Source organism: Methylobacterium sp. WCS2018Hpa-22, from assembly GCF_031843785.1.
Taxonomy (GTDB): Bacteria; Pseudomonadota; Alphaproteobacteria; order Rhizobiales; family Beijerinckiaceae; genus Methylobacterium.
Genome location: NZ_JAVTJA010000011.1, coordinates 119,062 through 140,586, shown reverse-complemented (window position 1 = coordinate 140,586; position 21,525 = coordinate 119,062). Strand labels below are relative to the sequence as shown.

Here is a 21,525-nt window from a genome sequence, read left to right as displayed (position 1 = left end):
TGACAACGCCGCCCTCGCTCCCGCCAGGACGCCGTCCCTGTCACGATACCTAGGACGAGGCATCGTAAGCCGGATGTCTTAAGGCCGGGTTGCCGAACCCGGCAGCGCTACCTGGGGTTGAAAACGGACAGTGCCCCGCCTTCGGCCTTCCTCAATCGTCCATCTTCAGCGCAGCGATGAACGCCTCCTGCGGGATCTCCACGCGGCCGAACTGGCGCATCTTCTTCTTGCCCTCCTTCTGCTTGTCGAGAAGCTTGCGCTTGCGCGAGATGTCGCCGCCGTAGCACTTGGCGGTCACGTCCTTGGAGAGGGCCTTGATGGTCTCGCGGGCGATGATCTTGCCGCCGAGCGCCGCCTGGACCGGGATCTGGAACAGGTGGCGGGGGATCAGGTCCTTCAGCTTCTCGCACATGGCCCGGCCGCGATGCTCGGCGCGGCTGCGGTGGACCAGCATCGAGAGGGCGTCCACCGGCTCGGCATTGACGAGGATCGACATCTTCACGAGGTCGCCCTCCCGGTAATCCGAGATGTGGTAGTCGAACGAGGCGTAGCCCTTCGAGATCGATTTCAGGCGGTCGTAGAAGTCGAACACCACCTCGTTCAAGGGCAGGTCGTACACCACCATGGCGCGCTTGCCGACGTAGTTGAGGTCGACCTGGGTGCCGCGCCGGTCCTGGCAAAGTTTCAGGACGCCGCCGAGATACTCGTCGGGCGTGAGGATGGTGGCGCGGATCCAGGGCTCCTCGATGGCGGTGATCTTCATCACGTCCGGCATGTCGGCCGGGTTGTGCAATTCCTTGATCGTCCCGTCGGTCATCTGCAGGCGATAGACCACGGAAGGGGCCGTGGAGATCAGGTCGAGGTTGAACTCGCGCTCCAGGCGCTCCTGGATGATCTCGAGATGCAGCAGCCCGAGGAAGCCGCAGCGGAAGCCGAAGCCGAGCGCCGCCGAGGTCTCCATCTCGTAGGAGAAGCTCGCATCGTTGAGGCGCAGCTTGCTCATGGCGCTGCGCAGGGTCTCGAACTCGGCGGCATCCACCGGGAAGAGCCCGCAGAACACCACGGACTGCACGTCCTTGAAGCCCGGCAGCATCTCCTTGCAGGGGCGCTTGTCTTCCGTGAGCGTGTCGCCCACGCGGGTATCGGCGACCTCCTTGATCGAGCCGGTGAAGAAGCCGACCTCGCCGGGGCCGAGCTCGCCGATATCGGCCATCTTCGGGCGGAACACACCGATCTTGTCGACGCCGTGCACCGCATCGGCCCGCATCATGCGGATGTTCATGCCCTTCTTGAGCACGCCGTCGACGATGCGCACCAGCACGACGACGCCGAGATAGACGTCGTACCAGCTGTCCACCAGCAGGGCCTTGAGGGGCGCGTCGCGGTCGCCCTTGGGCGGCGGCAGGCGCTTGACGATGGCCTCCAGCACCGCCTCGATGTTGAGGCCGCTCTTCGCCGAGATCGCCACCGCCTCGGAGGCGTCGATGCCGATCACTTCCTCGATCTGGGCACGGATGCGCTCGGGCTCGGCGGCCGGCAGGTCGATCTTGTTGAGGACGGGCACGATCTCGTGGTTGGCGTCGAGCGCCTGGTAGACGTTGGCCAGCGTCTGCGCCTCGACGCCCTGGGACGCGTCCACCACCAGCAGCGAGCCCTCGCAGGCCGCGAGCGAGCGCGAGACCTCGTAGGCGAAGTCGACGTGGCCGGGGGTGTCCATCAGGTTGAGGACGTAGTTCTTGCCGTCCTCCGCCTTGTATTCGAGGCGCACGGTCTGCGCCTTGATGGTGATGCCGCGCTCCTTCTCGATGTCCATGGAGTCGAGCATCTGCTCGCTCATGTCACGGAGCGCCACCGTGCCGGTGGTCTGAATCAACCGATCCGCCAGCGTCGACTTGCCGTGGTCGATATGCGCGACGATGGAAAAATTACGGATGTTGTCGATGGGGACGGTGGTCATCGAGGGGTCTGTCTCCGGCGCGGTCGCGGTCCGTCGGCGTAAGGACGGGCCCGGCGCACGGCTTTTCGGTGTGTGGACGCGTGTCGGGAGATAGCAGTGTGGCCCCGGCACGCCAAGCGGAGCCGCATCAGCACGTGGTCGCGCCCCTCGGTTCCGGGTGCGGCGGGTCTCATAACAGCCGACGGTGAGGCGACGTCATCGTCGTCTGGTAGAGACGACGTCCCGTAAGGCGACACGCTCGGTCTCCTCCGGAGTCCCCTCGTTTGGCGGCGGCATAGGAAGGCCCCAGCGCTCATGCCCCCGCCGGACGGCCAACAGGGCCTCGCCCATTTCATGCAATGCCTCCTCGCGGGTCGCCCCCCAGGCGATCGCTTCCGGCACGGCAGAGCAATAGGCGTGGAGCGCGCCGTCCTCCTCTCGGCGAAGCTCCACCGAATAGATCCGTTCGCCCGTCATCGCGCCAAGTCTCCTGTACCCCTCGCCGAGTCTCCCGCGCGCCTCGCCAAGTCTCCCGCGCCCCTCGCAAGGGCCTCGTGCATCCGCGTCTGCCAGCCCGCGCCGGTCGCCTTGTAGGCGTCCAGCACGGCGGGATCGACCCGGAGCGTCAGGTTCACCTTGGGGGACTCAACGGGCGGCCGGCCGCGCCCGCGCTTCGTCATGAGTTTGTAGATCTCCGGCGCCCCTTCCTTGAGGGGCTTGAGTTCGGCGAGTTCGGCCTCGGTCATCGGGGGCGAGTCGGCCACCTCGTCCCAGTCGTCCTGGGAGAAGCTGACGCCCTCAGGCTTGGGATTGGTGGTCGTCATAAGCCTTCCTCTCCTTTGTATCTGCGCGGCGAATGCTGACGATATCGAACGCCTCTGTCCCCAGGGGTGAAACGATGACGACCACGACGAGGACGTCGTTCCATTCGCCGATGAGCATGTAGCGGTTGCGGCCAGTGCGGCTCGGCCGGGTCGGGCGAATGAGCGCCCGCTCCGCATCGAACAAAGCGTCGAAGTCGGCAAAGTCCAGCCCGTGCTTGAGCAGGTTGGCCTTGCGCTTATGCTCGTCCCAGGTCGCGGTCACACAATTAAATGTAGGGGCGCTTAATGGCGATGCCAAACGGTTTTTCGCTACAGCGAAAAATAAATCGCCCGAACGTAAAAGGTTATGGTCTTATGCAGCAGGCGTTGTGAGATAGCCCCTCACAGCAAAGCCACCGTCTGGCGGATCTCGGGCATGGTCGGCCCCGTGATCTCGTGGACCATGCGGTTCATCAGGTCGCGGGCGACGCGGCATCGCCCCTCGGCCTCGTCGCGCGCGGCACCGGGGGAAAGCGCGGCGAGGGTCCGGTAAGCCTTGGCGAGGTCGCGGAATCCGGTCCTGTCGGCCTCGGCGGCGAGTGATTCCCCATCGGCCGCCCCCGGGTCCACCGCGGAATGGTCGAGGCGCCGGACGAAGGCGCGCACCGCCTCGCGGGCCGCCTCCGCGCCGATCTCGGCGATCAGGGCGTCGAAGGCCGCCCGGTCGAAGATCGGCGGCCGTTCCGGCATCGGCATGCTCTCGTCCCGCTCCCGCAGCACGATGGAAGAGATCTGCTCGGCCACCGCCCGCGACAGGGTCGGGAGATCGAACGGCTTGCCGAGATAGCCGTTGGCGCCGGCTCCCGTGAGGTCCCGGACCCGGTCCGGCATCAGATTGGCGCTCATGGCCACGATCGGCACCCGGCGCGCCGGGTGCTGCAGGGAGCGGATGCGCCGGATGGCCGTGGTCCCGTCCATTCCGGGCAGCGACACATCCATGAGGACGAGGTCGTAGGCGCTGGCCTGGACTGCGCGGATGCCCGCCTCTCCGTCGGCGACCATGTCGACGCCGTAGCCCAGACGATGCAGCATCGCCTGGACGACCTCCCGGTTGATCGGGTTGTCCTCCACCACGAGGATGCGGCCCGCCCCGGTCGCGGCTGGGCTCGGGGCCGGGGCGGCGTCTGTCAGGACGGGCGCCGGCGCCAGGGAGAGGGAGAATCGATAAGCCGCCGCCTCGCCCAGCGGTGTGCTCCGGTCGATGCGCCCGCCCCCCATCAGGCCGACGAGGCGCTGGGCGATGATGAAACCGAGGCCGCTGCCATCAAGAGCCACGGTACGGGACGCGGCCTGTTCCGGGTCTTCGTCGGCCTGCGCGGTGACGGAGACGCGCCAGCGCTCGACGGGCTCGCCGCCGCGCGGACCCTGCAGCGCGAGGGCGACGCTGCCCCGGCGCAGCGTGCCGATGGCGTCCTGGAGCAGGTTGAGGAGGATCTGCCTCAGGCGGCGCTCGTCGCCGAGGACGCGGCGGGAGCCTTCGCAGGTGACGGTCACGTCGATCGCGACACCCCTCGCCTCGGCCATGGGCCGCACGAGATCGGCCGCCCCCTTCACCAGGGCGGGAAAGTCGAGGGGAACACGGTCGAGGCGCAGGTCGCCCTGCCCGGCCCGGGCATAGTCGAGAACATCGTCCACCGTGCCGATGAGGGAATCGGTGGCCGCCCCGACGAGAGCGAGATAGCGGACCTGATCGGTCGAGAGGCCGGTCGTGTGCGCGAGGAGGTCGGTGAAGCCCTTGATCGTCGTCAGGGGGGTCCGGATCTCGTGACTCACGAGGCCCATGAACTCGGATTTCGCCCGGCTCGCATTCTCGGCCTTGGCCTGGGCCAGTTCTGCGGCGTCGCGGGCCATGCGCAGCTCGTCGGCCTGATCCTGCCGCTTCGTCACGTCCCGCAGGGTGGAGATCACGTTGGGGTCCCCCGGCTCCGCCGAGGTGAGAAGGTCGTTGACCGCCTCGATCCAGATGCAGCGGCCATCCGCATGGCGCATCCGGAACAGGGAGACGATGCTCGGCCGGTCGGGGCCGAGGCGGGCATCCGCAGCCGAGAAGGCGGCTAGGTCGTCGGGGTGGATGCGCGCGCGCGGATCGAAATCCGGCCCCTCCGTACCGAACAGCGCCGCTCCGGAGGGCGACACATAGGCGATGCGCCAATCGGCATGGCGCAGGATGACGACGTCGGTCATGGTCTCGGCGAGGAGCTGGTAATGCGCCTGGCTCGCCGCGAGCTCACGACCGCGCTCGGCCACCCGGACCTCCAGGAGGGCATTGGCCTCCGCGATGGTGGCGCGCTGCTCGGCCGAGACGCGGGCTGCCGTCACGAGGGCCAGGCCGATCTGGTTCACCTCGCGGATCTGGCTGGAGGGCGGCTCGACGGTCTCGCCCCGCCCGATCGCCTTGACGGCCCGCCGCAGCGCTCGCACCGCCTTCGCCACCTGACGGGCATAAAGCCAGGCGACGATCCCGCCGCTGCCCAGCAGCGCGAAGGCGAGGAGGGACAGGATCACGAGGGACCGCCGCAGGGGAACCTCGAACGCGTCCCGGTCCAGCCCGGTCACCACCGTCCAGTCGGAGACGCCGGAGCGATGGCGGAACTCCATGACGCTCGCTTCCGCCTTCTCCCAATCCTCCAGCAGCTGGAGCTTCGACATGGGTGGAAACGGGCTGCCGGCCGGCGATGCGGACGGTTTCGGCACATCGCTCGTTCGCGCGATCACGTGTTGCGCGCCATCGACGAAGACGGCGGCGAACGAATCGTCGATCGCCGCCTGGGCGATCAGCGGGGCGAAGTGATCCACCCGCATGGCGACGGAGACGTACATGTCCGGTGGGCCGCCGCGTAGGACCGGGGCGCAGATCAGGATGATGTCGGCCCCGGTCACCGCGCTCTTGACGGCCGACGAGATGACCGGAAGCCGGGTGGCGAGCAGCGCCGCGACGATGTCGGGCCGGGGAGAGGTCGGCATGGGCTGACCGGCGGGCACACGCGTATTCACGATGTGGCGGCCGTCGAAGCGGGTGAGGGACACGGTGAACTCGGTGGTGTCCACCAGCGCCCGACCCTGGGCGTCGAACCGCGCCCAATCCTGGGCGTCGATGGAGGGCGAGGTCGCCAGGGTCCTGGCCATCGCGCTCATCTCGGAGAGATCGCGGTCGAGGCGCTCGCGGAGGTGGTCTCCGGTGAGCTGCCCCATCGTCTGCAGGCGAGCGCGTTCCGCCGCGACATACCAATCCGTGGTGATGACGGTGAGCACCATGAGAGGAAGCGCGATGGCCAGGGCAAAGACCATCATGGTCGCCACGGCCGAGTGTTGCCTCCGCTCTCTGCCTCCGATCACCGCTCGCCACCCTGCCGATGGGCGTCCCGACGGGAGGCCTGCCTCGCCTCACCTAAACGCGGAGTCGTTTCGATTGCGTAGCGGCAGGCCCGTCGCTTGCGTGGCGGAAGGCCCGGTTCAACCGCCGCTCGGAACCGGGCCGCGATCCTCCTCCGCGCCGCGGGCCTTCGCGGCCATCTCCACCAGGACCTTGCGCAGGCTGCCCATGTCGGTGACCGGCGCGGGGTAGCGGATGCGCGCGGTCCGGTCGCCGGCCAGGAGGTCCATCCCCTCGGGATCGAGGCCGGTCAGGCGCCAGGGTCCGTCGCCGCCGCCCTCGCCCTTGGCGTAGAGGGCGAGGGCGTCGGCATGGTCGGCATTCATGTGCTCCACCGCCCCGCGCTCGCCGGCGATCAGGGCCTCGGCCCCCGACAGGTCGAGGCGGAGTTCGGCGGGCGTCAGCGTGGCCGCCTTGGCAAAGCCCCCGTTGAGATGCCCGGCGCTGGGTTCGAGGGCGAAGAAGCCGAAATCGGGGAAGTCCGCATAGAGCTTCGCCTTCGGGTGGCGGGCGACGAAGCGCTCGCGGATGCGCGGCTCCGTGGTCTGGCTGACGCGGCCGGTGACGGTGAGCCGGGGATGGGCCAGGGGATCGCCCTTGCCGCCGGCGCTGAACAGCAGCGAGGCGCGGGGATCGGCCAGGAGGTTGCGCGTATGGGCCGAGAGGCGCGAGAGCAGCATCAGGGGCGTGCCGTCCACATCCGTGGCGATCGTCACCAGCGAGGCGAAGGGCGTCCCGTCCTGGGCGTCGAGGCTCGCCAGCGCCCCGGAGCGGATGCTGCGCAAGAGATGCCGGGCGAGGCCGATCGCATCGAACGGGGCCTCGGAGGCCGGGAGCGGTGCGGCGGGCCCCCGCCGCTGCGGCAGTGCCCCTCCCGCCTCGCCCCGACCCTCTTCGATCCGGTTTCCGTCAGCCATGGTGCACCCTGCCCTCAAGAGGTCTCGGACCGGACTTTTCGACCGCCGGCCTTCATTCAGAATCGCGATGATAGGGGTACTCGGACCGCTTACGCGAGGCCGCTGGACTGCGGCACGACGGCCTCAGTCAAGCGTCAAACCGACATATCCACCGGGCAAGCTCGCTTTTTTCAACCGAAGTCTTTACACAGCCTGACTCTCCGCGCGAATGCGACCCTGCTTCTCGAATGGTTCGCCAGCGCGTCTTGCCGGCCCTCGTCTTCGGAGGGCGGGATGCGGAGACGACATGAGCGAACTGACGTCCGCGAAGGCCGCATCCGAGCAACAGGGAACGCGAAATGCCCACCATCGCCCTCGTGGACGACGATAGAAACATCCTCACCTCCGTCTCGATCGCCCTCGAGACCGAAGGCTACCGGATCCAGACCTATACCGACGGCGCCTCGGCCCTCGACGGGCTGAAACACTCCCCGCCCGACCTCGCGATCTTCGACATCAAGATGCCGCGCATGGACGGGATGGAGCTGCTGCGCCGCCTGCGCCAGAAATCCGACCTGCCGGTGATCTTCCTGACCTCGAAGGACGAGGAGATCGACGAGCTGTTCGGCCTCAAGATGGGCGCCGACGACTTCATCCATAAGCCGTTCTCGCAGCGCCTCCTGGTGGAGCGGGTGAAGGCCGTGCTGCGCCGCTTCGCCCCCAAGGACGGGCCGGGCGCCGCCGCGCGCGAGGCCGATGCCGCCGCCCGCTCCCTGGAGCGCGGCCTGCTGATGATGGACCCGGAGCGGCACACCTGCACCTGGAAGGGCGAGGCCGTCACCCTCACGGTGACCGAGTTCCTCATCCTGCAGGCCCTGGCTCACCGGCCCGGCGTCGTGAAGAGCCGCAACGCCCTCATGGATGCGGCCTATGACGACCAAGTCTACGTCGACGACCGCACCATCGACAGCCACATCAAGCGCCTGCGTAAGAAGTTCAAAGTGGTCGACACCAATTTCGACATGATCGAAACCCTGTACGGGGTCGGCTACCGCTTCAAGGAAGGCTGAGCGCGGCGCACGGACGCCGAACTCCCGCCCGCCCGGCACCGCCACGCGCCGCCCGCTCGAACGGAAGAGTTTCGCCGTCGCGTGGCGGTGGTTTCGGGCGTTCCGTGGCGGTGCTTTTGCTGCAACGATGGCGCCCATTCCGGGCCGACTCTCCAACCTCGGACGATCGTGGATTCCCAAGACCAAGCCGACGCCCCGCAACGCGGCCTCCTGGCCCTGCCGCGCACGATCTGGCGCGGCATCGGCCAGCGCGCCTCATCGAGCCTGACCCGCCGGATCGTCGTTCTCAACCTCGTCGGGCTGATCGCCCTGCTGTTCGGCTTCCTCTACCTGAACCAGTTCCGGCAGGGGCTGATCCAGGCGCGGGTGCAGAGCCTGTTGATCCAGGGCGAGATCATCGCCGGTGCGATCTCCTCCTCGGCCTCGGTGGATACCGACGCGATCCGCATCGACCCCGACAAGCTGCTCCAATTGCAGGCCGGGGAAGGCGGTGCAGGCGACGACAACCCCTCCCCGCTCACCTTCTCCCTCAACCCCGAGCGGGTGGCGCCGCTCCTGCGCCGCCTCATCACACCGACGGGCAACCGGGCGCGGGTCTACGACCAGGATGGCGGCCTGCTGTTCGACACCCGCACGCTCTCGGCCCGCGGCGAGATGGGCCGCAGCGACGGCATCGTCGTCAGGAGCAAGCGCAACCTGCTGGAACAGGCCTGGGAATTCATCCAGGCCAAGCTGTTCGGCACCGCTCGGACGCCGGTTCTGGAGGATGTCGGACCGGCGAGCGGCCACAGCCTGAAGGAAGTCCAGGTCGCCCTCGGCGGCGCCCGCGGCACCCTCGTCCGCCGCAACGAGGCCGGCGAGACGAACGTCTCCGTAGCGGTTCCGATCCTACGGTCAGGCACGGTCCGAGGCGCCCTGATGCTCTCGACGCAAGGCGGCGACATCGATCGGGTCATCGCCTCCGAGCGGTTCGGCCTGCTCCAGGTCTTCCTCATCGCCGCCTCCGTCATGCTGGTCCTGTCGATCCTGCTGGCCGGCGCCATCGCCGGACCGGTCCGGCGACTCGCCGACGCCGCCGAGAAGGTCCGCCTCGGCATCAAGTCACGGGAAGAAATCCCCGACTTTACCGGCAGGACCGACGAGATCGGCCACCTGTCAGGCGCCCTGCGGGACATGACCCAGGCCCTCTATCGGCGCATCGACGCCATCGAGAGCTTTGCCGCCGATGTCAGCCACGAACTGAAGAACCCCCTCACCTCCCTGCGCAGTGCTGTCGAGACGCTGCCCCTCGCCAAGACCGACGATTCCCGCTCGCGCCTGCTCGCCATCATCCAGCACGACGTGAAGCGCCTCGACCGCCTCATCAGCGACATCTCGGACGCCTCGCGTCTAGACGCGGAACTCGCCCGCGCCGAGGCGCGCAAGGTGGATCTGCACAAGCTGATGACCACGGTGGTCTCCGTCGCCAATGAGCGCCGACGCCCGAAGGACGCCCTCATCCAGTTCGACGTGGACACGCCCCCCGGCGATGTGGAGGCGCCCTTTATGATCTTCGGGCATGACAGCCGGCTCGGTCAGGTCGTCAACAACCTCCTGGACAACGCCCGCTCGTTCTCGCCCCCGGACGCCAAGGTGCGGGTGGCCCTGCGCCGGGTCCGCGGCGATGTGGAACTGATCGTCGAGGACGAGGGGCCCGGCATCCCCGAACATGCCCTGGAGCGGATCTTCGAGCGCTTCTACACCGACCGGCCGGAACAGGGGTTCGGTCAGAATTCCGGTCTCGGCCTGTCGATCTCGCGCCAGATCGTCCAGGCCCATCGGGGCACCATCAGAGCGGAAAACCGCCCCGGCCCGGCTGACGAGGAGGGCGAGGCAACGGTGCGCGGCGCGCGGTTCGTCGTGCGCCTTCCTGCCGCTTCCCGCTAGAAGAGCCCGCCCGTGGAACGGCCAACTTCCTCGCGGGCTGTCACGATCCACGCCACCTGCCTCGTCATGGGAGAGGCGGGGCTTCTCATCAGGGGCGAATCGGGGGCCGGTAAATCGAGCTTGGCCCTCGCCCTTCTCGACCGGGCTCGGCAGAACGGCTCCTATGCCGCGCTGGTAGGCGACGACCGTATCGGGCTCGATCGGCATCACGACCGCATCGTCGCGCACGGTCATCCGGCCCTGCACGGCCTCATCGAAATTCGGGGCCTGGGCCTCGCACGCGCATTTCCTCTGGCGGATGCGGCGGTGATCCGGCTCGTCGTCGATCTCGTCGAGACGCTGCCTCGGTTGCCAGAAGCGCCCGTCACTTCCGTCGATCTCATCGGCGTGGCGATTCGCCGAATCATGCTGGACCGCAGCATTCGCGACCGGGGGCTGGCGCCGGGAATTGTCCTCGATACCCTATTCGAGCAGGCGAGCGTTGCCCCATGGACGCACCTCAGCACCGTCTCATGCGAATTCGGCTCTCCCATGTAGCGTGGCGACGACCCACATGACATGATCAGGGGGCTAGGAGGCGTGAGAACGCAACTCTCGTCTTGCGCCCGACCTTGCGCTGCACAAAATGGCGGCTCCCACTGGGTGTCGGAACACGTGTCTATGATTGGAATGGTGCTCGTCACCCACGGGCTGCTCGCCACGGAGTTCAAGGCTGCCCTTGAACATGTGGTCGGTCCGCAAAAGCAGATCGAGACGATCACGATCGGTCCCGAGGACGATATGGAGCTGCGCAGGCTCGACATCGTCTCCGCCGTGGATCGCGTCGATTCCGGTAAAGGCGTCGTCGTGCTCACCGACATGTTCGGCGGGACGCCGTCGAATCTGGCCCTTTCCTGCATGAATGGCGGGACTGTCGAGGTCGTGGCCGGTATCAACCTCCCGATGCTGATCAAGCTTGCCAGCGTGCGCGACGCAGAGCCCCTGGGCGATGCGGTGCTTCATGCCCAGGAAGCGGGTCGTAAGTACATCAACGTCGCGTCTCGCGTCCTCGCCGGCAAATAACACGTCCGCGAGACGATCGGACTTTCCCAAACATCCCTTGTCGGCCTATCAGGCAAGCGTGGCGATTTCGCGCGGCCTTTCCTCGGCGCGGCCGTGCCATCACTGAACGAGGATCGGACCGGTCGCCTCGGGCTTACCGTTGGCGCACCGGCGACAGGGACGGCACAGGCCCATGAGCGACGCTTACGACGATGATGCCGAGGTCGAAGTCCCGGTTCCCGATGGCGGCCACCTGAAGGTTCTCCCGGTCATCAACCGGCGAGGCCTGCATGCGCGGGCCTCGGCCAAGTTCGTGCAGACCGTGGAGAAGTTCGAGGCTGCAGTGACGGTGACGCGCTCCGGCGAAACCGTCGGCGGGCGTTCGATCATGGGGCTGCTCACCCTCGGCGCGGCACAGGGTACCTCGATCACCGTGGTAGCATCGGGCAGCGATGCCGAGGCGTGCCTGGCGGCCATCACAGACCTCCTCGCCAACAAGTTCGGCGAGGACGAATAGGGCCCGTTCCAAGAGACGAACGTCGATTCTCGAGACGATCGACGTCGCGGGTCCCGCTCTCGGCATCAACTGGGCCGGACAATCCGGCGGATCGCGTCAGGCCGCTCGCGCTTCGGCCTGGCGCCACACGATCGAGCCCGGACCGGCGCCGAGGCGCAGGGCTGCCGCGACGATGACGCCGTCCTTGCGGGCGAAATCGACGCTGGTCTGGCGACGCTGGGCGAAGCGCCGCGTGACCACCCTGACCATGGACGAGGCGGACGGATCCGCGACGATGGGGTTTCCAGACACCTGCGCATCGAAAGAGAGATAGGCTTCGACGGCATCGCGAATGCTGCGGGGTTCGGTGATGCGCTCGATCTCAACGCCATCCCGGGCCCAAGGTCCGACAAGGCGGATGCCGACTCGATCCCTCGCCGGAACGACCTCCGCAGGCACCGGCTGTGCGAGAAGGGCCGCCTGTTTCGGTGCAGGCGCGGCCGGAGACGGTACCATGATCAGGGTCGAGCGGGGATGGACCGCTTTGATCGCAGCCCGCAACGCGGCTTCGACCTCATCGAGGAAGCCGGGTTCGATGGTGGGCGCGAGAACCGGACCGGGCGGATACCAGGCCTGTACCCGACCATTGCCCCACAGGCCGTGCGGCATGGCGAGTGGAATGACGCCGCGCAGGCGAGCGCGCTCGCCCGACCCGCTCCAGGCAAAGGCAAAGACCAAGTCACGGCCGGCGGACTGGTGCACGGCAGCCGTGAGCAGGTAGTCGGGATCCGCGTAGATCGGTTCCGGCCAGCGGATGCGAGTGAGCAACGCACGCCACGCCTCGGCTTCGATCGGCTCCACCAGGTTGGGCCGCCGCAGGTCGATGTGCCACTCCGCCGGTTCCTGATCCGCCCCGATGCCACCCGCCTCTATGAGCAGCCCGCCCTCAATGATGCTCAGCCCCTGTTTCATTCGGCGATCCCGCTACCGCTCCGTCCCGAAACGGGACAGAATTCTTCGCCTCGCGGCGAAGTATGGTATATAGAATCAAATCGAATGCCGCCCGATTATTCCTGAAACGGGACGGTCTTTGCGGAGATTTCTGATGGATCAGGCCCCTGGGATCGCCAACGGGTTGGCGGTCAGGGCTGCGGTATCGGGCGCGTCAATTCTCGGCCGTCCGAGGAAGGCATCCCATAAGCCGGTGACGAAGGCGGGCTCCAGATCGCGCACGATCAGGACGAGGCGCGAGCGATGGTCGTCGTCGGGCCAAGCGGCGAGTTGGACCGGCATATGGATCACGTGCTGGACGCCGTGAACCACCACGGGACGATCCGGCTCGTCAGCAAGCGCGACGAGCCCCTTCAAGCGCAGGAGCTTGGGGCCATGTCCGGACCGCAGCAGGTCGAGGAACATCTCGAAAGCCGCCCGCTTTACCGGCACGTCGCTGGTGAGTGTGAAAGCGCGGATCGCGGCATCGTGCCGGTTCACGTCGTGATGGTGGTGGCTATGATGGGGATCGTGATCCGGGAAGGCTTCAGCGCCGAGCCAGGCCCGGACCTCCTCGCTCTTGCCATCGAGGCCGAAGAACCCGCCAAGCAGATCGGTCGGAGCGATGTCGGGGCCGTGGATCGGCGCCATCGGGTTCACGGCATGAAGCCGGGTGCGTAAGGCTTCGCTGCCACCCGAGAGGAGATCCTCCTTCGCGAGAATGAGCTGGTCGGCTACGGCGACCTGGCGCAGGGCTTCGGGATGAACGTCGAGTGTGGCGGCGCCGTTGATCGCGTCCACAACCGTGACGACCGCCTGCAGCCTGTACCGCATGGCGAGATAGGGGTGATAGATCAGGGCATGGAGGATCGGAGCCGGGTCGGCGAGGCCGGTCGTCTCGATGACGACCCGGCGGAACGGCGCGATCCGTCCGTTGTCGCGTTTGCGCAGCAGATCCTCGAGGGTAGCGATGAGGTCGCCGCGCACGGTGCAGCACAAGCACCCGGCGCCGAGAAGGATCATGTCCTCGTCCACCGTCTCGATCAGCAGGTGATCGAGACCGATCTCGCCGAACTCATTGACGATGACCACGGTGTCCGACAGGGCCGGATCGCGCAGCATGCGATTGAGGAGCGTGGTCTTGCCGGCCCCGAGGAAGCCGGTGAGGACCGTGAGCGGGATCGGCTCGGGACGACGGGAAGCGGTGTCTACCGGAGCGGTCGAGGAAGGATTCGGCATGAGCCCGCCCTACCCCGGCAACGCCGCCGGCTCAATCCTCGGCCGAACTGGCAGCGGACGTCTTATTGTTACCGGACGTCCTGGCAGTGCTTTTTGCAGGCTTGACGCCAGGCTTTGCGCTGGGCTTGGCCTCAGCCTTCGCCGCGGGCTTATCCGACGTCTTTTGGCCCGGCTTGGCAACGGCTTTTCCAGCAGGCTTCTTCCCGGCCTCAGCCTTGGTCGACGGCTTTCCGCCCCCTGCGATGACAGGCGTCGTTTCCACCGGAGCGTAGGCGCTGGCGCTGGCAGGCACGGCGGCCTTTCCACTCGCAGCCTTTGACTTCGCGTCCGGCCTAGTGAGCCTGGATGCCTCGCGCTTGGCGTTCGCAGCCTCGACCTTGGCCTTGCGGAGTTCGGCGAGCTTGGCGGCCTTTTCGGCTTTCTCCGCCTCGGCCTGCTCGTTCAGGGCAATGGCACCTTCGGCCGGATCGCGGCCGATCCAGACCAGGATGGGCTGCAGCGGGGCGCGCGGCGGCAGGGCGCGGCCCTTCATCGAGCCATTGTTCAGCGTCGCGAAGGCCAGGGCCGAGCCCACCGGTGCCGCGGCGGCCAGGATCGAAGCGTTCTCGTTGCCGGCCTGCGAGGCGATGGCCCCCGGCCCTTCGTCGACCGGCATCGGCCTACGCTTGTCGCAGATATAGGGACGCATATCCGGCGGCTCGGAGATGGACGAGGATGGCAGCGCATCGAGCGTCTGGGCGGTCCAGCCGGCGGACTGGCTGAACCCGTGGTCGAACAGGTCGGCGGCCTTCAGGTCGCGCTCGCGCGCACTCGGCTGGCCCATCACCACAGTGATGAGACGGCGGCCGTTGCGAGTGGCGCTCGCCACCACGTTGAATCCACCCGCACAGATGAATCCGGTCTTCATGCCGTCGGCCCCGGCATAGCGCCCGAGCAGACCGTTATGGTTCGCCATGATCGACTTGCCGAACTGGATGGCGCTGATGGAGAATAGCGCGCGGCTCTCGGGAAAATCGCGGATCAGCGCTCGTCCGAGCACTGCCATGTCGCGGGCCGAGGTCCATTGCCGCGCATCGGGCAGGCCGTTCGGATTGGTCCACCGGCTTTCATGCATGCCGATTCGGGCGGAAGTCTCGTTCATGATGGCGGCGAAGCCTTCGACCGAGCCGCCGAGATTTTCGCCGATCGCCCAGGCCACGTCGTTCGCCGACTTGACCATGATGATCTTCAGGGCGTTGTCGAGGGTCAGCTTCGTACCCGGCCGGAACCCCATCTTCGAAGGCGGCTCCGCGGCCGCGGCAGGCGAGATCGTGATGAGGGAATCGAGGGAGACCTTACCCTGCCGCACCATGTCCAGGGCGACGTAGGCAGTCATCAGCTTAGTGATGGAGGCGGGGAACCACGGGTCGGTGGCGCCCTGGGCGTAGACGACCTTGCCCGAATCGACCTCGACCACCAGGATAGGCGAGGTTACCGCGCCAGCAGTACCCGACCCGAGAAGTCCCGCCGCGACCGCTAGACCAAGGACAACGCGGCTCAACACTCGGTTCGACATCGGGCCTGTCTCGGCTGGGAACGCTCCGACGCCATAACGGCCGGTGCGTCCGGAAAAAGTTAGCGCAACGGCCGAGCTTTGGCGAGGGATGCCAATCGTCGATCGTCCTCTCGACCGTTCCCCATAGGAGGGATCCGGCGAGAGTACCAACGCCGTTTCCGTGGCAACAGCATGGCGGCGCAGCCAGGATCATGGTGCGCCGCACGGTTGGCATGAAACGACGTTGCCGTAAGTGCATGGATGCGTTGGGCCTTGCGCCATGGCCTCGGAGCGGCGGTGAGTCTATGGGCTGTCTCACCGCGTTCAGGCGATGAGGATGGCCGTGCGCCATCGCGGGACGGAATTCCATACGGGTTCCACAAGGAGATCGGCCGAGGAATCGATGGCTTACGCGGTCAAGGAACTCTTCCATACCCTTCAGGGTGAAGGGGCCCAAGCGGGCCGCGCCGCGGTGTTCTGCCGGTTCTCCGGCTGCAATCTCTGGTCCGGCCGCGAAGAGGACCGCGCCACGGCCGCCTGCACCTTCTGCGATACGGATTTCATTGGCATGGACGGCGAGGGCGGCGGACGCTTCTCGACGCCGGAGGCTTTGGCCGACGCCATCGCCGCCACCTGGGAGGGTGGCGCCTCCCATCATTACGTGGTGTTCACTGGCGGCGAACCGTTGCTGCAGCTCGACGCCGCACTTATCGCGGCAGTGCATGCGCGCGGCTTCGAGATCGCGGTGGAGACCAACGGCACCTTGGCGGCCCCCGAGGGGATCGACTGGATCTGCGTGAGCCCGAAGGCGGGCAACGCCCTCGTCCAGACTACGGGCCACGAACTGAAACTCGTCTATCCGCAGGCTGCAGCGATGCCCGATCTGTTTGCCGCCCTCGGCTTCCGCCACCATTGGCTCCAGCCCATGGACGGGCCGGACCGGGTTGCCCATACGCAGGCTGCGGTGGAGTATTGCCGTCGAGACGCGCGCTGGCGGCTGTCGCTCCAGACCCACAAGATCATCGGTATTCCGTAATCCCGAACCGGTCACGTCAGCGCGTGAGGAACCCCAGAGTCAGTCGATGAAGATCACCCAAGCCTTTACCTTCGAGGCGGCGCACCGCCTGCCCAACGTGCCGGAGACCCATCGCTGCCATCGCATGCATGGGCATTCCTACCGGGTCGAGCTGACGATCTCGGGGGAGGTCGATGCCGAAACCGGCTGGGTCATCGACTTCTTCGATGTGGAGCATGCCTTCGCGCCGATCCTGCTCCAGCTCGACCATTACTGCCTCAACGAGATCGAGGGGCTCGAGAACCCCACTGCAGAGAACATCGCGGCCTGGATCTGGCATCGGACGAAGCCGGCTCTGCCCGGCCTATCTTCGGTCAAGGTGTTGGAGACCCCGATGTCCTGGGCAGAATACGAAGGCTGACGATGAACGACGAAGGCGCCCTGGTCCTGTTTTCCGGCGGGCAGGATTCCACGACCTGCCTAGCCTGGGCACTGGAGCGGTTCCCGCGGGTGGAAACCCTCGGTTTCGACTACAACCAGCGCCATAAGGTCGAGCTCGACCGGCGGGCGACCTTACGCCAGAGCATGGCCGGCATGAAGTCAGGCTGGTTCCGACGTCTCGGCCGCGACCACACGATTTCGCTCGATGCGCTGGGAAAGGTGTCGGAAACCGCCCTCACCCGCACCACCGAGATCGCCTTCGAAGCGGGGGGGCTGCCCAACACCTTCGTGCCCGGCCGAAACATCATCTTCCTCACCTTCGCCGCCGCTCTCGCCTACCGGCGATCCCTCGGCCACATCATCGGGGGCATGTGCGAGACGGATTATTCCGGCTATCCCGATTGCCGCGACGATACGATCAAGGCGCTTCAGGTGGCCCTCAATCTCGGCATGGACAGACGCTTCGTACTCCACACCCCGTTGATGTGGATCGATAAGGCCGAGACTTGGAAACTCGCGGAGGATCTCGGCGGCCCGCCGCTGGTCGACCTCATCGTCGAGGACACCCATACCTGCTACCTCGGCGAGCGTGGCCAGCGCCATGCCTGGGGTTATGGCTGCGGCACCTGCCCCGCCTGTGACTTGCGCGCGAAGGGCCATGCGAAATTCGTGGCCGAGGCGGTGGCGAACGCTGCCCGTCCGTCCGGTGACCTCACCGCCCCCCAATCGTCTGAAGCTTGAACTGGCGAAATCAGTCCTAACCAGGACTATGGTCACCAGCCTTCCTAGACTTCAACCGTGACGCCCGAGAATTCGCGGGGCAATTGACAGTCAATCCATCATCCGCAAAAGATATCCGGTGTCACTGCAGCACCGGAGGGTGCCTTGCTGGAAATCATATTTTGGATCTCCGCCCTTGTGTCCGTATTCGGCAGCATTGGGTTGATATGTATATTTCTATGGCCCGAAAAACGCCAACGCATCGAATGGGATGATCATCCGACCAATTAGATCACAGACACGCAAGGGCCTGCTTCAAGGAAATCAACTTCACGGCAAGCGCACCACCAAGACAAAGTCGTGACGAGAGCGAAGGACATGACCGTGTCACGGCGGTGGGAAGCTACCGGGCACCCTTGGCGCCAAGGACGGCCGAGACCGTTGCGAGCAGGATGTATAAGTCAAGCCAGGGTGACCAGTTGCGGATGTAATAGGTGTCCTGGCTACGCTGGACCCCAAGATCTCCGTCGCTTCTCGACGAAATCTGCCATAGGCCAGTCAGCCCGGGCGGGACGCTGGTGCGAAGAGTTCGAAAATCGGAATCGAACCCGTCCATGTGATAGGCGGGAAATGGCCTCGGGCCGACGAGGCTCATATCGCCGCGCACGACATTCCAGAGCTGAGGCAGCTCATCCAGGCTCGTTCGCCGGATGAAGTTCCCGATCTTCGGCAAGATTCGCGGATCATCGGAGAGTTTGAAGAAGCGCCTCCATTCCTCGCGGGCGGCCGGGCAGGCTTCGAGATGGGCATGCAGCCGGCGCTCGGCGTCGGAATACATGGTCCGCAATTTCAAGACCCTGATGGGTCGCCCGTCCCGTCCCACGCGGATCTGGACATAGAACGGGCTGCCGGGATCGAGCACACGGATCGTTGCGGCGAGGATCGCGATCACCGGCAGGGCGAGGATCAGGCCGATCCCTCCGAGCGTGCAGTCGATCACCCTCTTGAGGGCCAGGTTTCGCGACCGGTAAAGTTCGCGCCGGATCTCCAGGCCGATGGCGCTGCCGAGAGGCTGAACCTGGACCCACATGTTCTGTAACTCGTGGATCTGCTGAACCAGGACGGTGCGCGGAGCGGGAAGCTGGCCCGTGCCTTTCCCATCATACAGGGCAAGGGTCGCGCAAGACGAGAACAGCAAGACCTCCGCGGGCACCGCCGGGCTCTCGTCGATGCCGCCAAGGACGGGCAGTCCCTCCGTCCGGATCGACTCCTGTCCAGGCTCGACGAGGAAGCCCACCGGACGGAACCCCAATTCCGGCTGGGCGAGGAGCGTATTGGCCAGATCGCGTCCGGCAGTGTCGGCCCCCACGATCACGGTGAAAGCCCCCCAAAGCTTCCAGCGGATCAGTGCGCTCCTCAGCGCGGATTCGCCATAGAACCCGATCACGATGAGGAGCGCCGACACCACCGCGATATCGGCGACGCCACGCGCGGATGTCCCGAGAGCGCTTGCGACCAGCAGGCAGCTGATCGCGTAGATTCCGATACCGAGAACGCGTAGCCGGAACCGCTCCGGCGGGCTCGGCCCGTAGCTGGAATAGAGCCCGAACGCCGCCAGGACGAACACAAGAGCGACCGGGGGAATCGGCATCGGGGTAGATGATCCAAGCCAATGCTCGGCAGGTAGCCAGCCGGTGATCAGTTGGGGAAACAGACCGGCCAGTCCGGAAAAGAACAGGTCGCCTCCGACCAGAACGGCGGTGACGATTGCCCGCCGCCGTCCTGGCCGGAGTTCTGCTCGCACCGGCACGGTACGCTCGACCGTAGGGCCCACGAGAACGATGCTGTCGGTGGTGCTCATGGGAAGCCATTCCGGAAGCGCGAGGCCATGCCGGCCTTGGAACGAGAGGAGGCGGGACACCGTCGCGACTAGGCTAAAAACCCGGCACGGCGCAGGAGCAGGCATCACCCGGGACGATGAGGCGCCGGTGAGGCTCCCCCCCGGAAGCGAGCAGCGAACCAGCGCCTCAAAAGTTGGCCGGCGGCCAGCAGAAGAAACAGGGGTACGATCTTCATGTAGCGGGCGAAGAGCCGCCTCGGTTCGGTAACGAGACGAAACAGCCATTCGAGGCCCCGCTTCTGCATCCAGACCGGGGCCTGGCGCTTGGTGCCTGCCAGGAAATCGAAGGCGGCGCCGACGCCGATCATCACCGGCGCATCGATGCGCCCAAGATGCGAGACCATCCAGTTTTCCTGCTTGGGCGTGCTCAGGCCGACCCAGACGATGTCGGGCTGCGCGGCATTGATCTGCGCCACCACTGCCTCGTCCTCCTCCCGCGAAAGGCTGCGAAAGGGAGGGCAGCACGTGCCGACCACGGACAACCCCGGATGCGCGTCCTGAAGGCGTGCGCTCAGCGCCTCGGCCACGCCGGGCGCCCCGCCATAGTAGAAATGTCGATAGCCGCGGGCCGGAGAAAGGCCCGTGAGGGCACGCATCAGGTCGGGGCCGTAGACCCGCTCGGTCGCCTTGTGGCCCAGCAAGCGCGACATCCAGACGAGCGGCATGCCATCCGGCGTAACGAGATCCGCCGCGTTGTGGATGGCAAGCAATCGCGGATCGCTCCGGCTCTCGATCACCCCATGGGCGCCGGTGATGCAGACGTAATGCGGCGTCCGCGAGCGGACGAAGGCATCGATGGCAGCGAGGGCATCCGCGAAGGTGATCGCGCTGACCTTAAGGCCGAGAACCTCGGCGCGTGGCAACTCCCGGTGCTCCACCGAGGCCGGCGATGCTCCCCCCATCGCCTCGACCGCGTGGTGCAGGTGAGTCGCTGGGAGCACGGATCGCGCCCAGCGATTCAGGTCGGCGCCGGTCGGCGAGAGATCCTCGGTCATCACACGGCCTGCGTCAGGGGTTCAGAACGGGCCAGTTCGCGCAGAGCGTGAATCGGCGAACCTTTCTGGATGAGCCTCGCTTCGAAATACGCGATGGTCCGCACCAGACCGGTGTCGAGATCGACACGCGGCGACCATCTCAGCTTCTCGCGGGCGCGGGAGATGTCGGGGCAACGCCGTTTCGGGTCGTCCTGCGGCAAGGGTCGGCATTCGATGGTCGAGCGCGAATTGCACAGCTGTACAATGCGTTCGGCCAGAGCGAGGACGTTGATCTCGGAAGGGTTGCCGAGATTGACCGCGTCGCCGGGCTCCTCATCCACCGCCATCAGCCGGAGCAAGCCTTCGACGAGATCGTCCACGTAGCAGAACGAGCGCGTCTGGGATCCGTCGCCGTAGATCGTGATCGGCTGATGCGTCAGTGCTTGGACAATGAAGTTCGAGATGACCCGACCATCCTGCGGATGCATGTTCGGTCCGTAAGTGTTGAAGATTCTCGCGACGCGCACCGACATCCGGTGCTGCCGCCGGTAATCGTGGAACAGCGTCTCGGCGCAGCGTTTGCCCTCGTCGTAACAAGCCCGCGGCCCGACGATGCTGACATGGCCGCAATAGCCCTCGGGCTGCGGATGAACGTCCGGATCGCCATACACCTCGCTGGTCGAGGCCTGGAGGATGCGAGCATGAAGGCGCTTGGACAGGCCAAGCATGTTGATCGCACCCATCACGCTGGTCTTCGTCGTCTGAACGGGGTCACGCTGATAGTGAACCGGAGAAGCCGGACAGGCGAGATTGTAGATCTCGTCGACCTCCACATAGAGCGGGAACGTCACGTCATGGCGAAGGAGCTCGAAGGATTGATGCGTGAGCAGCTTATCCAGGTTCGAGCGCGCACCTGTCAGGAAATTATCGACGCAGAGAACTTCATTTCCCTGTTTGATCAGCCTGCCACAGAGATGAGATCCTATGAACCCGGCCCCACCCGTTACGAGGATGCGCTTCATTGTCGGTGCCCCTCCGGCTCATTCCCTGGACTGACGACGGTCTCGTCCGGGCGTTGAATGAGCGTTCCGTCGGTGATCTCGCCCTACCG

The 21,525-nt window shown here is 66.2% G+C and carries 20 protein-coding genes; 8 read left to right on the top strand and 12 right to left on the bottom strand.

Going from position 1 to position 21,525, the window contains the following annotated elements; all coding sequences use genetic code 11:
* Positions 1–151 precede the first annotated feature (151 nt).
* The 6 genes from lepA to RQI43_RS16030 all read right to left on the bottom strand — a co-directional run bounded on the left by lepA (position 152) and on the right by RQI43_RS16030 (position 7,089).
* The gene (gene lepA, locus RQI43_RS16055; protein WP_056422367.1) at positions 152–1,957 is read right to left on the bottom strand and encodes a translation elongation factor 4; all 1,806 of its coding nucleotides are present in this window, start codon (positions 1,955–1,957) and stop codon (positions 152–154) included.
* A gap of 195 nt (positions 1,958–2,152) precedes the next feature.
* Positions 2,153–2,413 carry a hypothetical protein gene (locus RQI43_RS16050; protein ID WP_311275787.1) on the bottom strand — a complete coding sequence of 87 codons (261 nt, stop codon included), beginning with the start codon at positions 2,411–2,413 and terminating at the stop codon, positions 2,153–2,155.
* The gene (locus RQI43_RS16045) at positions 2,410–2,760 is read right to left on the bottom strand and encodes a BrnA antitoxin family protein (protein ID WP_311275786.1); all 351 of its coding nucleotides are present in this window, start codon (positions 2,758–2,760) and stop codon (positions 2,410–2,412) included. Before RQI43_RS16045 ends, RQI43_RS16050 begins: the two co-directional genes overlap by 4 nt.
* On the bottom strand, positions 2,735–3,022 hold the full coding sequence (locus RQI43_RS16040) for a BrnT family toxin (protein WP_311275785.1): 288 nt from the start codon (positions 3,020–3,022) through the stop codon (positions 2,735–2,737). Before RQI43_RS16040 ends, RQI43_RS16045 begins: the two co-directional genes overlap by 26 nt.
* Positions 3,023–3,141: 119 nt before the next feature.
* Complete coding sequence (locus RQI43_RS16035) at positions 3,142–6,090, bottom strand: response regulator (protein ID WP_311275835.1); 2,949 nt, start codon at positions 6,088–6,090, stop codon at positions 3,142–3,144.
* Positions 6,091–6,252: 162 nt separating this feature from the next.
* Positions 6,253–7,089, bottom strand: coding sequence for a DUF2470 domain-containing protein (locus RQI43_RS16030; RefSeq protein ID WP_311275784.1), 837 nt, complete (start codon positions 7,087–7,089; stop codon positions 6,253–6,255).
* Positions 7,090–7,427: 338 nt separating this feature from the next.
* On the opposite strand from RQI43_RS16030, the gene RQI43_RS16025 reads away from it, so the two are divergent.
* The 5 genes from RQI43_RS16025 (at position 7,428) to RQI43_RS16005 (ending at position 11,622) form a co-directional block, all read left to right on the top strand.
* Complete coding sequence (locus RQI43_RS16025; RefSeq protein ID WP_018046124.1) at positions 7,428–8,138, top strand: response regulator transcription factor; 711 nt, start codon at positions 7,428–7,430, stop codon at positions 8,136–8,138.
* A 168-nt stretch (positions 8,139–8,306) separates the two neighbouring features.
* The gene (locus RQI43_RS16020; RefSeq protein ID WP_405030638.1) at positions 8,307–10,064 is read left to right on the top strand and encodes a stimulus-sensing domain-containing protein; all 1,758 of its coding nucleotides are present in this window, start codon (positions 8,307–8,309) and stop codon (positions 10,062–10,064) included.
* Positions 10,065–10,076: 12 nt separating this feature from the next.
* A complete protein-coding gene (locus RQI43_RS16015; protein ID WP_311275782.1) occupies positions 10,077–10,601 on the top strand; it encodes an HPr kinase/phosphatase C-terminal domain-containing protein in 525 nt (174 codons plus the stop codon).
* Positions 10,602–10,724: 123 nt separating this feature from the next.
* On the top strand, positions 10,725–11,126 hold the full coding sequence (locus RQI43_RS16010) for a PTS sugar transporter subunit IIA (protein WP_026597351.1): 402 nt from the start codon (positions 10,725–10,727) through the stop codon (positions 11,124–11,126).
* A gap of 172 nt (positions 11,127–11,298) precedes the next feature.
* Positions 11,299–11,622 carry an HPr family phosphocarrier protein gene (locus RQI43_RS16005; protein ID WP_311275781.1) on the top strand — a complete coding sequence of 108 codons (324 nt, stop codon included), beginning with the start codon at positions 11,299–11,301 and terminating at the stop codon, positions 11,620–11,622.
* A 96-nt stretch (positions 11,623–11,718) separates the two neighbouring features.
* On the opposite strand, the gene RQI43_RS16000 is transcribed toward RQI43_RS16005, so the two are convergent.
* The 3 genes from RQI43_RS16000 to RQI43_RS15990 all read right to left on the bottom strand — a co-directional run bounded on the left by RQI43_RS16000 (position 11,719) and on the right by RQI43_RS15990 (position 15,385).
* Entirely contained in the window at positions 11,719–12,573 is an 855-nt protein-coding gene (locus RQI43_RS16000) for a hypothetical protein (protein ID WP_311275780.1), read from the bottom strand.
* 138 nt (positions 12,574–12,711) lie between these two features.
* Positions 12,712–13,830, bottom strand: coding sequence for a GTP-binding protein (locus RQI43_RS15995; protein WP_311275779.1), 1,119 nt, complete (start codon positions 13,828–13,830; stop codon positions 12,712–12,714).
* Positions 13,831–13,861: 31 nt separating this feature from the next.
* Positions 13,862–15,385, bottom strand: a complete 1,524-nt coding sequence (locus RQI43_RS15990) for a serine hydrolase (protein ID WP_311275778.1) — start codon at positions 15,383–15,385, stop codon at positions 13,862–13,864.
* Positions 15,386–15,767: 382 nt separating this feature from the next.
* On the opposite strand from RQI43_RS15990, the gene queE reads away from it, so the two are divergent.
* From queE to queC, 3 genes are read left to right on the top strand one after another with little or no spacing between them, the layout of a single operon-like run.
* Positions 15,768–16,400, top strand: a complete 633-nt coding sequence (queE, locus tag RQI43_RS15985; RefSeq protein WP_311275777.1) for a 7-carboxy-7-deazaguanine synthase — start codon at positions 15,768–15,770, stop codon at positions 16,398–16,400.
* Positions 16,401–16,446: 46 nt separating this feature from the next.
* Entirely contained in the window at positions 16,447–16,800 is a 354-nt protein-coding gene (gene queD, locus RQI43_RS15980) for a 6-carboxytetrahydropterin synthase QueD (RefSeq protein WP_056422399.1), read from the top strand.
* Between the two features lie 2 nt (positions 16,801–16,802).
* A complete protein-coding gene (gene queC, locus RQI43_RS15975) occupies positions 16,803–17,561 on the top strand; it encodes a 7-cyano-7-deazaguanine synthase QueC (RefSeq protein WP_311275776.1) in 759 nt (252 codons plus the stop codon).
* 382 nt (positions 17,562–17,943) lie between these two features.
* Here queC and RQI43_RS15970 read toward each other — a convergent pair whose 3' ends face one another.
* The 3 genes from RQI43_RS15970 to RQI43_RS15960 all read right to left on the bottom strand — a co-directional run bounded on the left by RQI43_RS15970 (position 17,944) and on the right by RQI43_RS15960 (position 21,436).
* Positions 17,944–19,401, bottom strand: a complete 1,458-nt coding sequence (locus tag RQI43_RS15970) for an exopolysaccharide biosynthesis polyprenyl glycosylphosphotransferase (RefSeq protein ID WP_311275775.1) — start codon at positions 19,399–19,401, stop codon at positions 17,944–17,946.
* A 104-nt stretch (positions 19,402–19,505) separates the two neighbouring features.
* Entirely contained in the window at positions 19,506–20,342 is an 837-nt protein-coding gene (locus RQI43_RS15965) for a WecB/TagA/CpsF family glycosyltransferase (RefSeq protein WP_405030641.1), read from the bottom strand.
* Positions 20,343–20,434: 92 nt separating this feature from the next.
* Positions 20,435–21,436 carry a UDP-glucuronic acid decarboxylase family protein gene (locus RQI43_RS15960; protein WP_056422405.1) on the bottom strand — a complete coding sequence of 334 codons (1,002 nt, stop codon included), beginning with the start codon at positions 21,434–21,436 and terminating at the stop codon, positions 20,435–20,437.
* Positions 21,437–21,525 lie beyond the last annotated feature (89 nt).

Excerpts from the sequence above, each read along its gene's own strand:
- lepA (WP_056422367.1), bottom strand. The coding sequence starts at position 1,957 with ATGACCACCGTCCCCATCGACAACATCCGTAATTTTTCCATCGTCGCG.
- RQI43_RS16050 (WP_311275787.1), bottom strand. The coding sequence starts at position 2,413 with ATGACGGGCGAACGGATCTATTCGGTGGAGCTTCGCCGAGAGGAGGAC.
- RQI43_RS16045 (WP_311275786.1), bottom strand. The coding sequence starts at position 2,760 with ATGACGACCACCAATCCCAAGCCTGAGGGCGTCAGCTTCTCCCAGGAC.
- RQI43_RS16035 (WP_311275835.1), bottom strand. The coding sequence starts at position 6,090 with ATGATGGTCTTTGCCCTGGCCATCGCGCTTCCTCTCATGGTGCTCACC.
- RQI43_RS16030 (WP_311275784.1), bottom strand. The coding sequence starts at position 7,089 with ATGGCTGACGGAAACCGGATCGAAGAGGGTCGGGGCGAGGCGGGAGGG.
- RQI43_RS16025 (WP_018046124.1), top strand. The coding sequence starts at position 7,428 with ATGCCCACCATCGCCCTCGTGGACGACGATAGAAACATCCTCACCTCC.
- RQI43_RS16010 (WP_026597351.1), top strand. The coding sequence starts at position 10,725 with ATGATTGGAATGGTGCTCGTCACCCACGGGCTGCTCGCCACGGAGTTC.
- RQI43_RS16005 (WP_311275781.1), top strand. The coding sequence starts at position 11,299 with ATGAGCGACGCTTACGACGATGATGCCGAGGTCGAAGTCCCGGTTCCC.
- RQI43_RS16000 (WP_311275780.1), bottom strand. The coding sequence starts at position 12,573 with ATGAAACAGGGGCTGAGCATCATTGAGGGCGGGCTGCTCATAGAGGCG.
- RQI43_RS15995 (WP_311275779.1), bottom strand. The coding sequence starts at position 13,830 with ATGCCGAATCCTTCCTCGACCGCTCCGGTAGACACCGCTTCCCGTCGT.
- RQI43_RS15990 (WP_311275778.1), bottom strand. The coding sequence starts at position 15,385 with ATGTCGAACCGAGTGTTGAGCCGCGTTGTCCTTGGTCTAGCGGTCGCG.
- queE (WP_311275777.1), top strand. The coding sequence starts at position 15,768 with ATGGCTTACGCGGTCAAGGAACTCTTCCATACCCTTCAGGGTGAAGGG.
- queD (WP_056422399.1), top strand. The coding sequence starts at position 16,447 with ATGAAGATCACCCAAGCCTTTACCTTCGAGGCGGCGCACCGCCTGCCC.
- queC (WP_311275776.1), top strand. The coding sequence starts at position 16,803 with ATGAACGACGAAGGCGCCCTGGTCCTGTTTTCCGGCGGGCAGGATTCC.
- RQI43_RS15970 (WP_311275775.1), bottom strand. The coding sequence starts at position 19,401 with ATGAGCACCACCGACAGCATCGTTCTCGTGGGCCCTACGGTCGAGCGT.
- RQI43_RS15965 (WP_405030641.1), bottom strand. The coding sequence starts at position 20,342 with ATGGGGGGAGCATCGCCGGCCTCGGTGGAGCACCGGGAGTTGCCACGC.
- RQI43_RS15960 (WP_056422405.1), bottom strand. The coding sequence starts at position 21,436 with ATGAAGCGCATCCTCGTAACGGGTGGGGCCGGGTTCATAGGATCTCAT.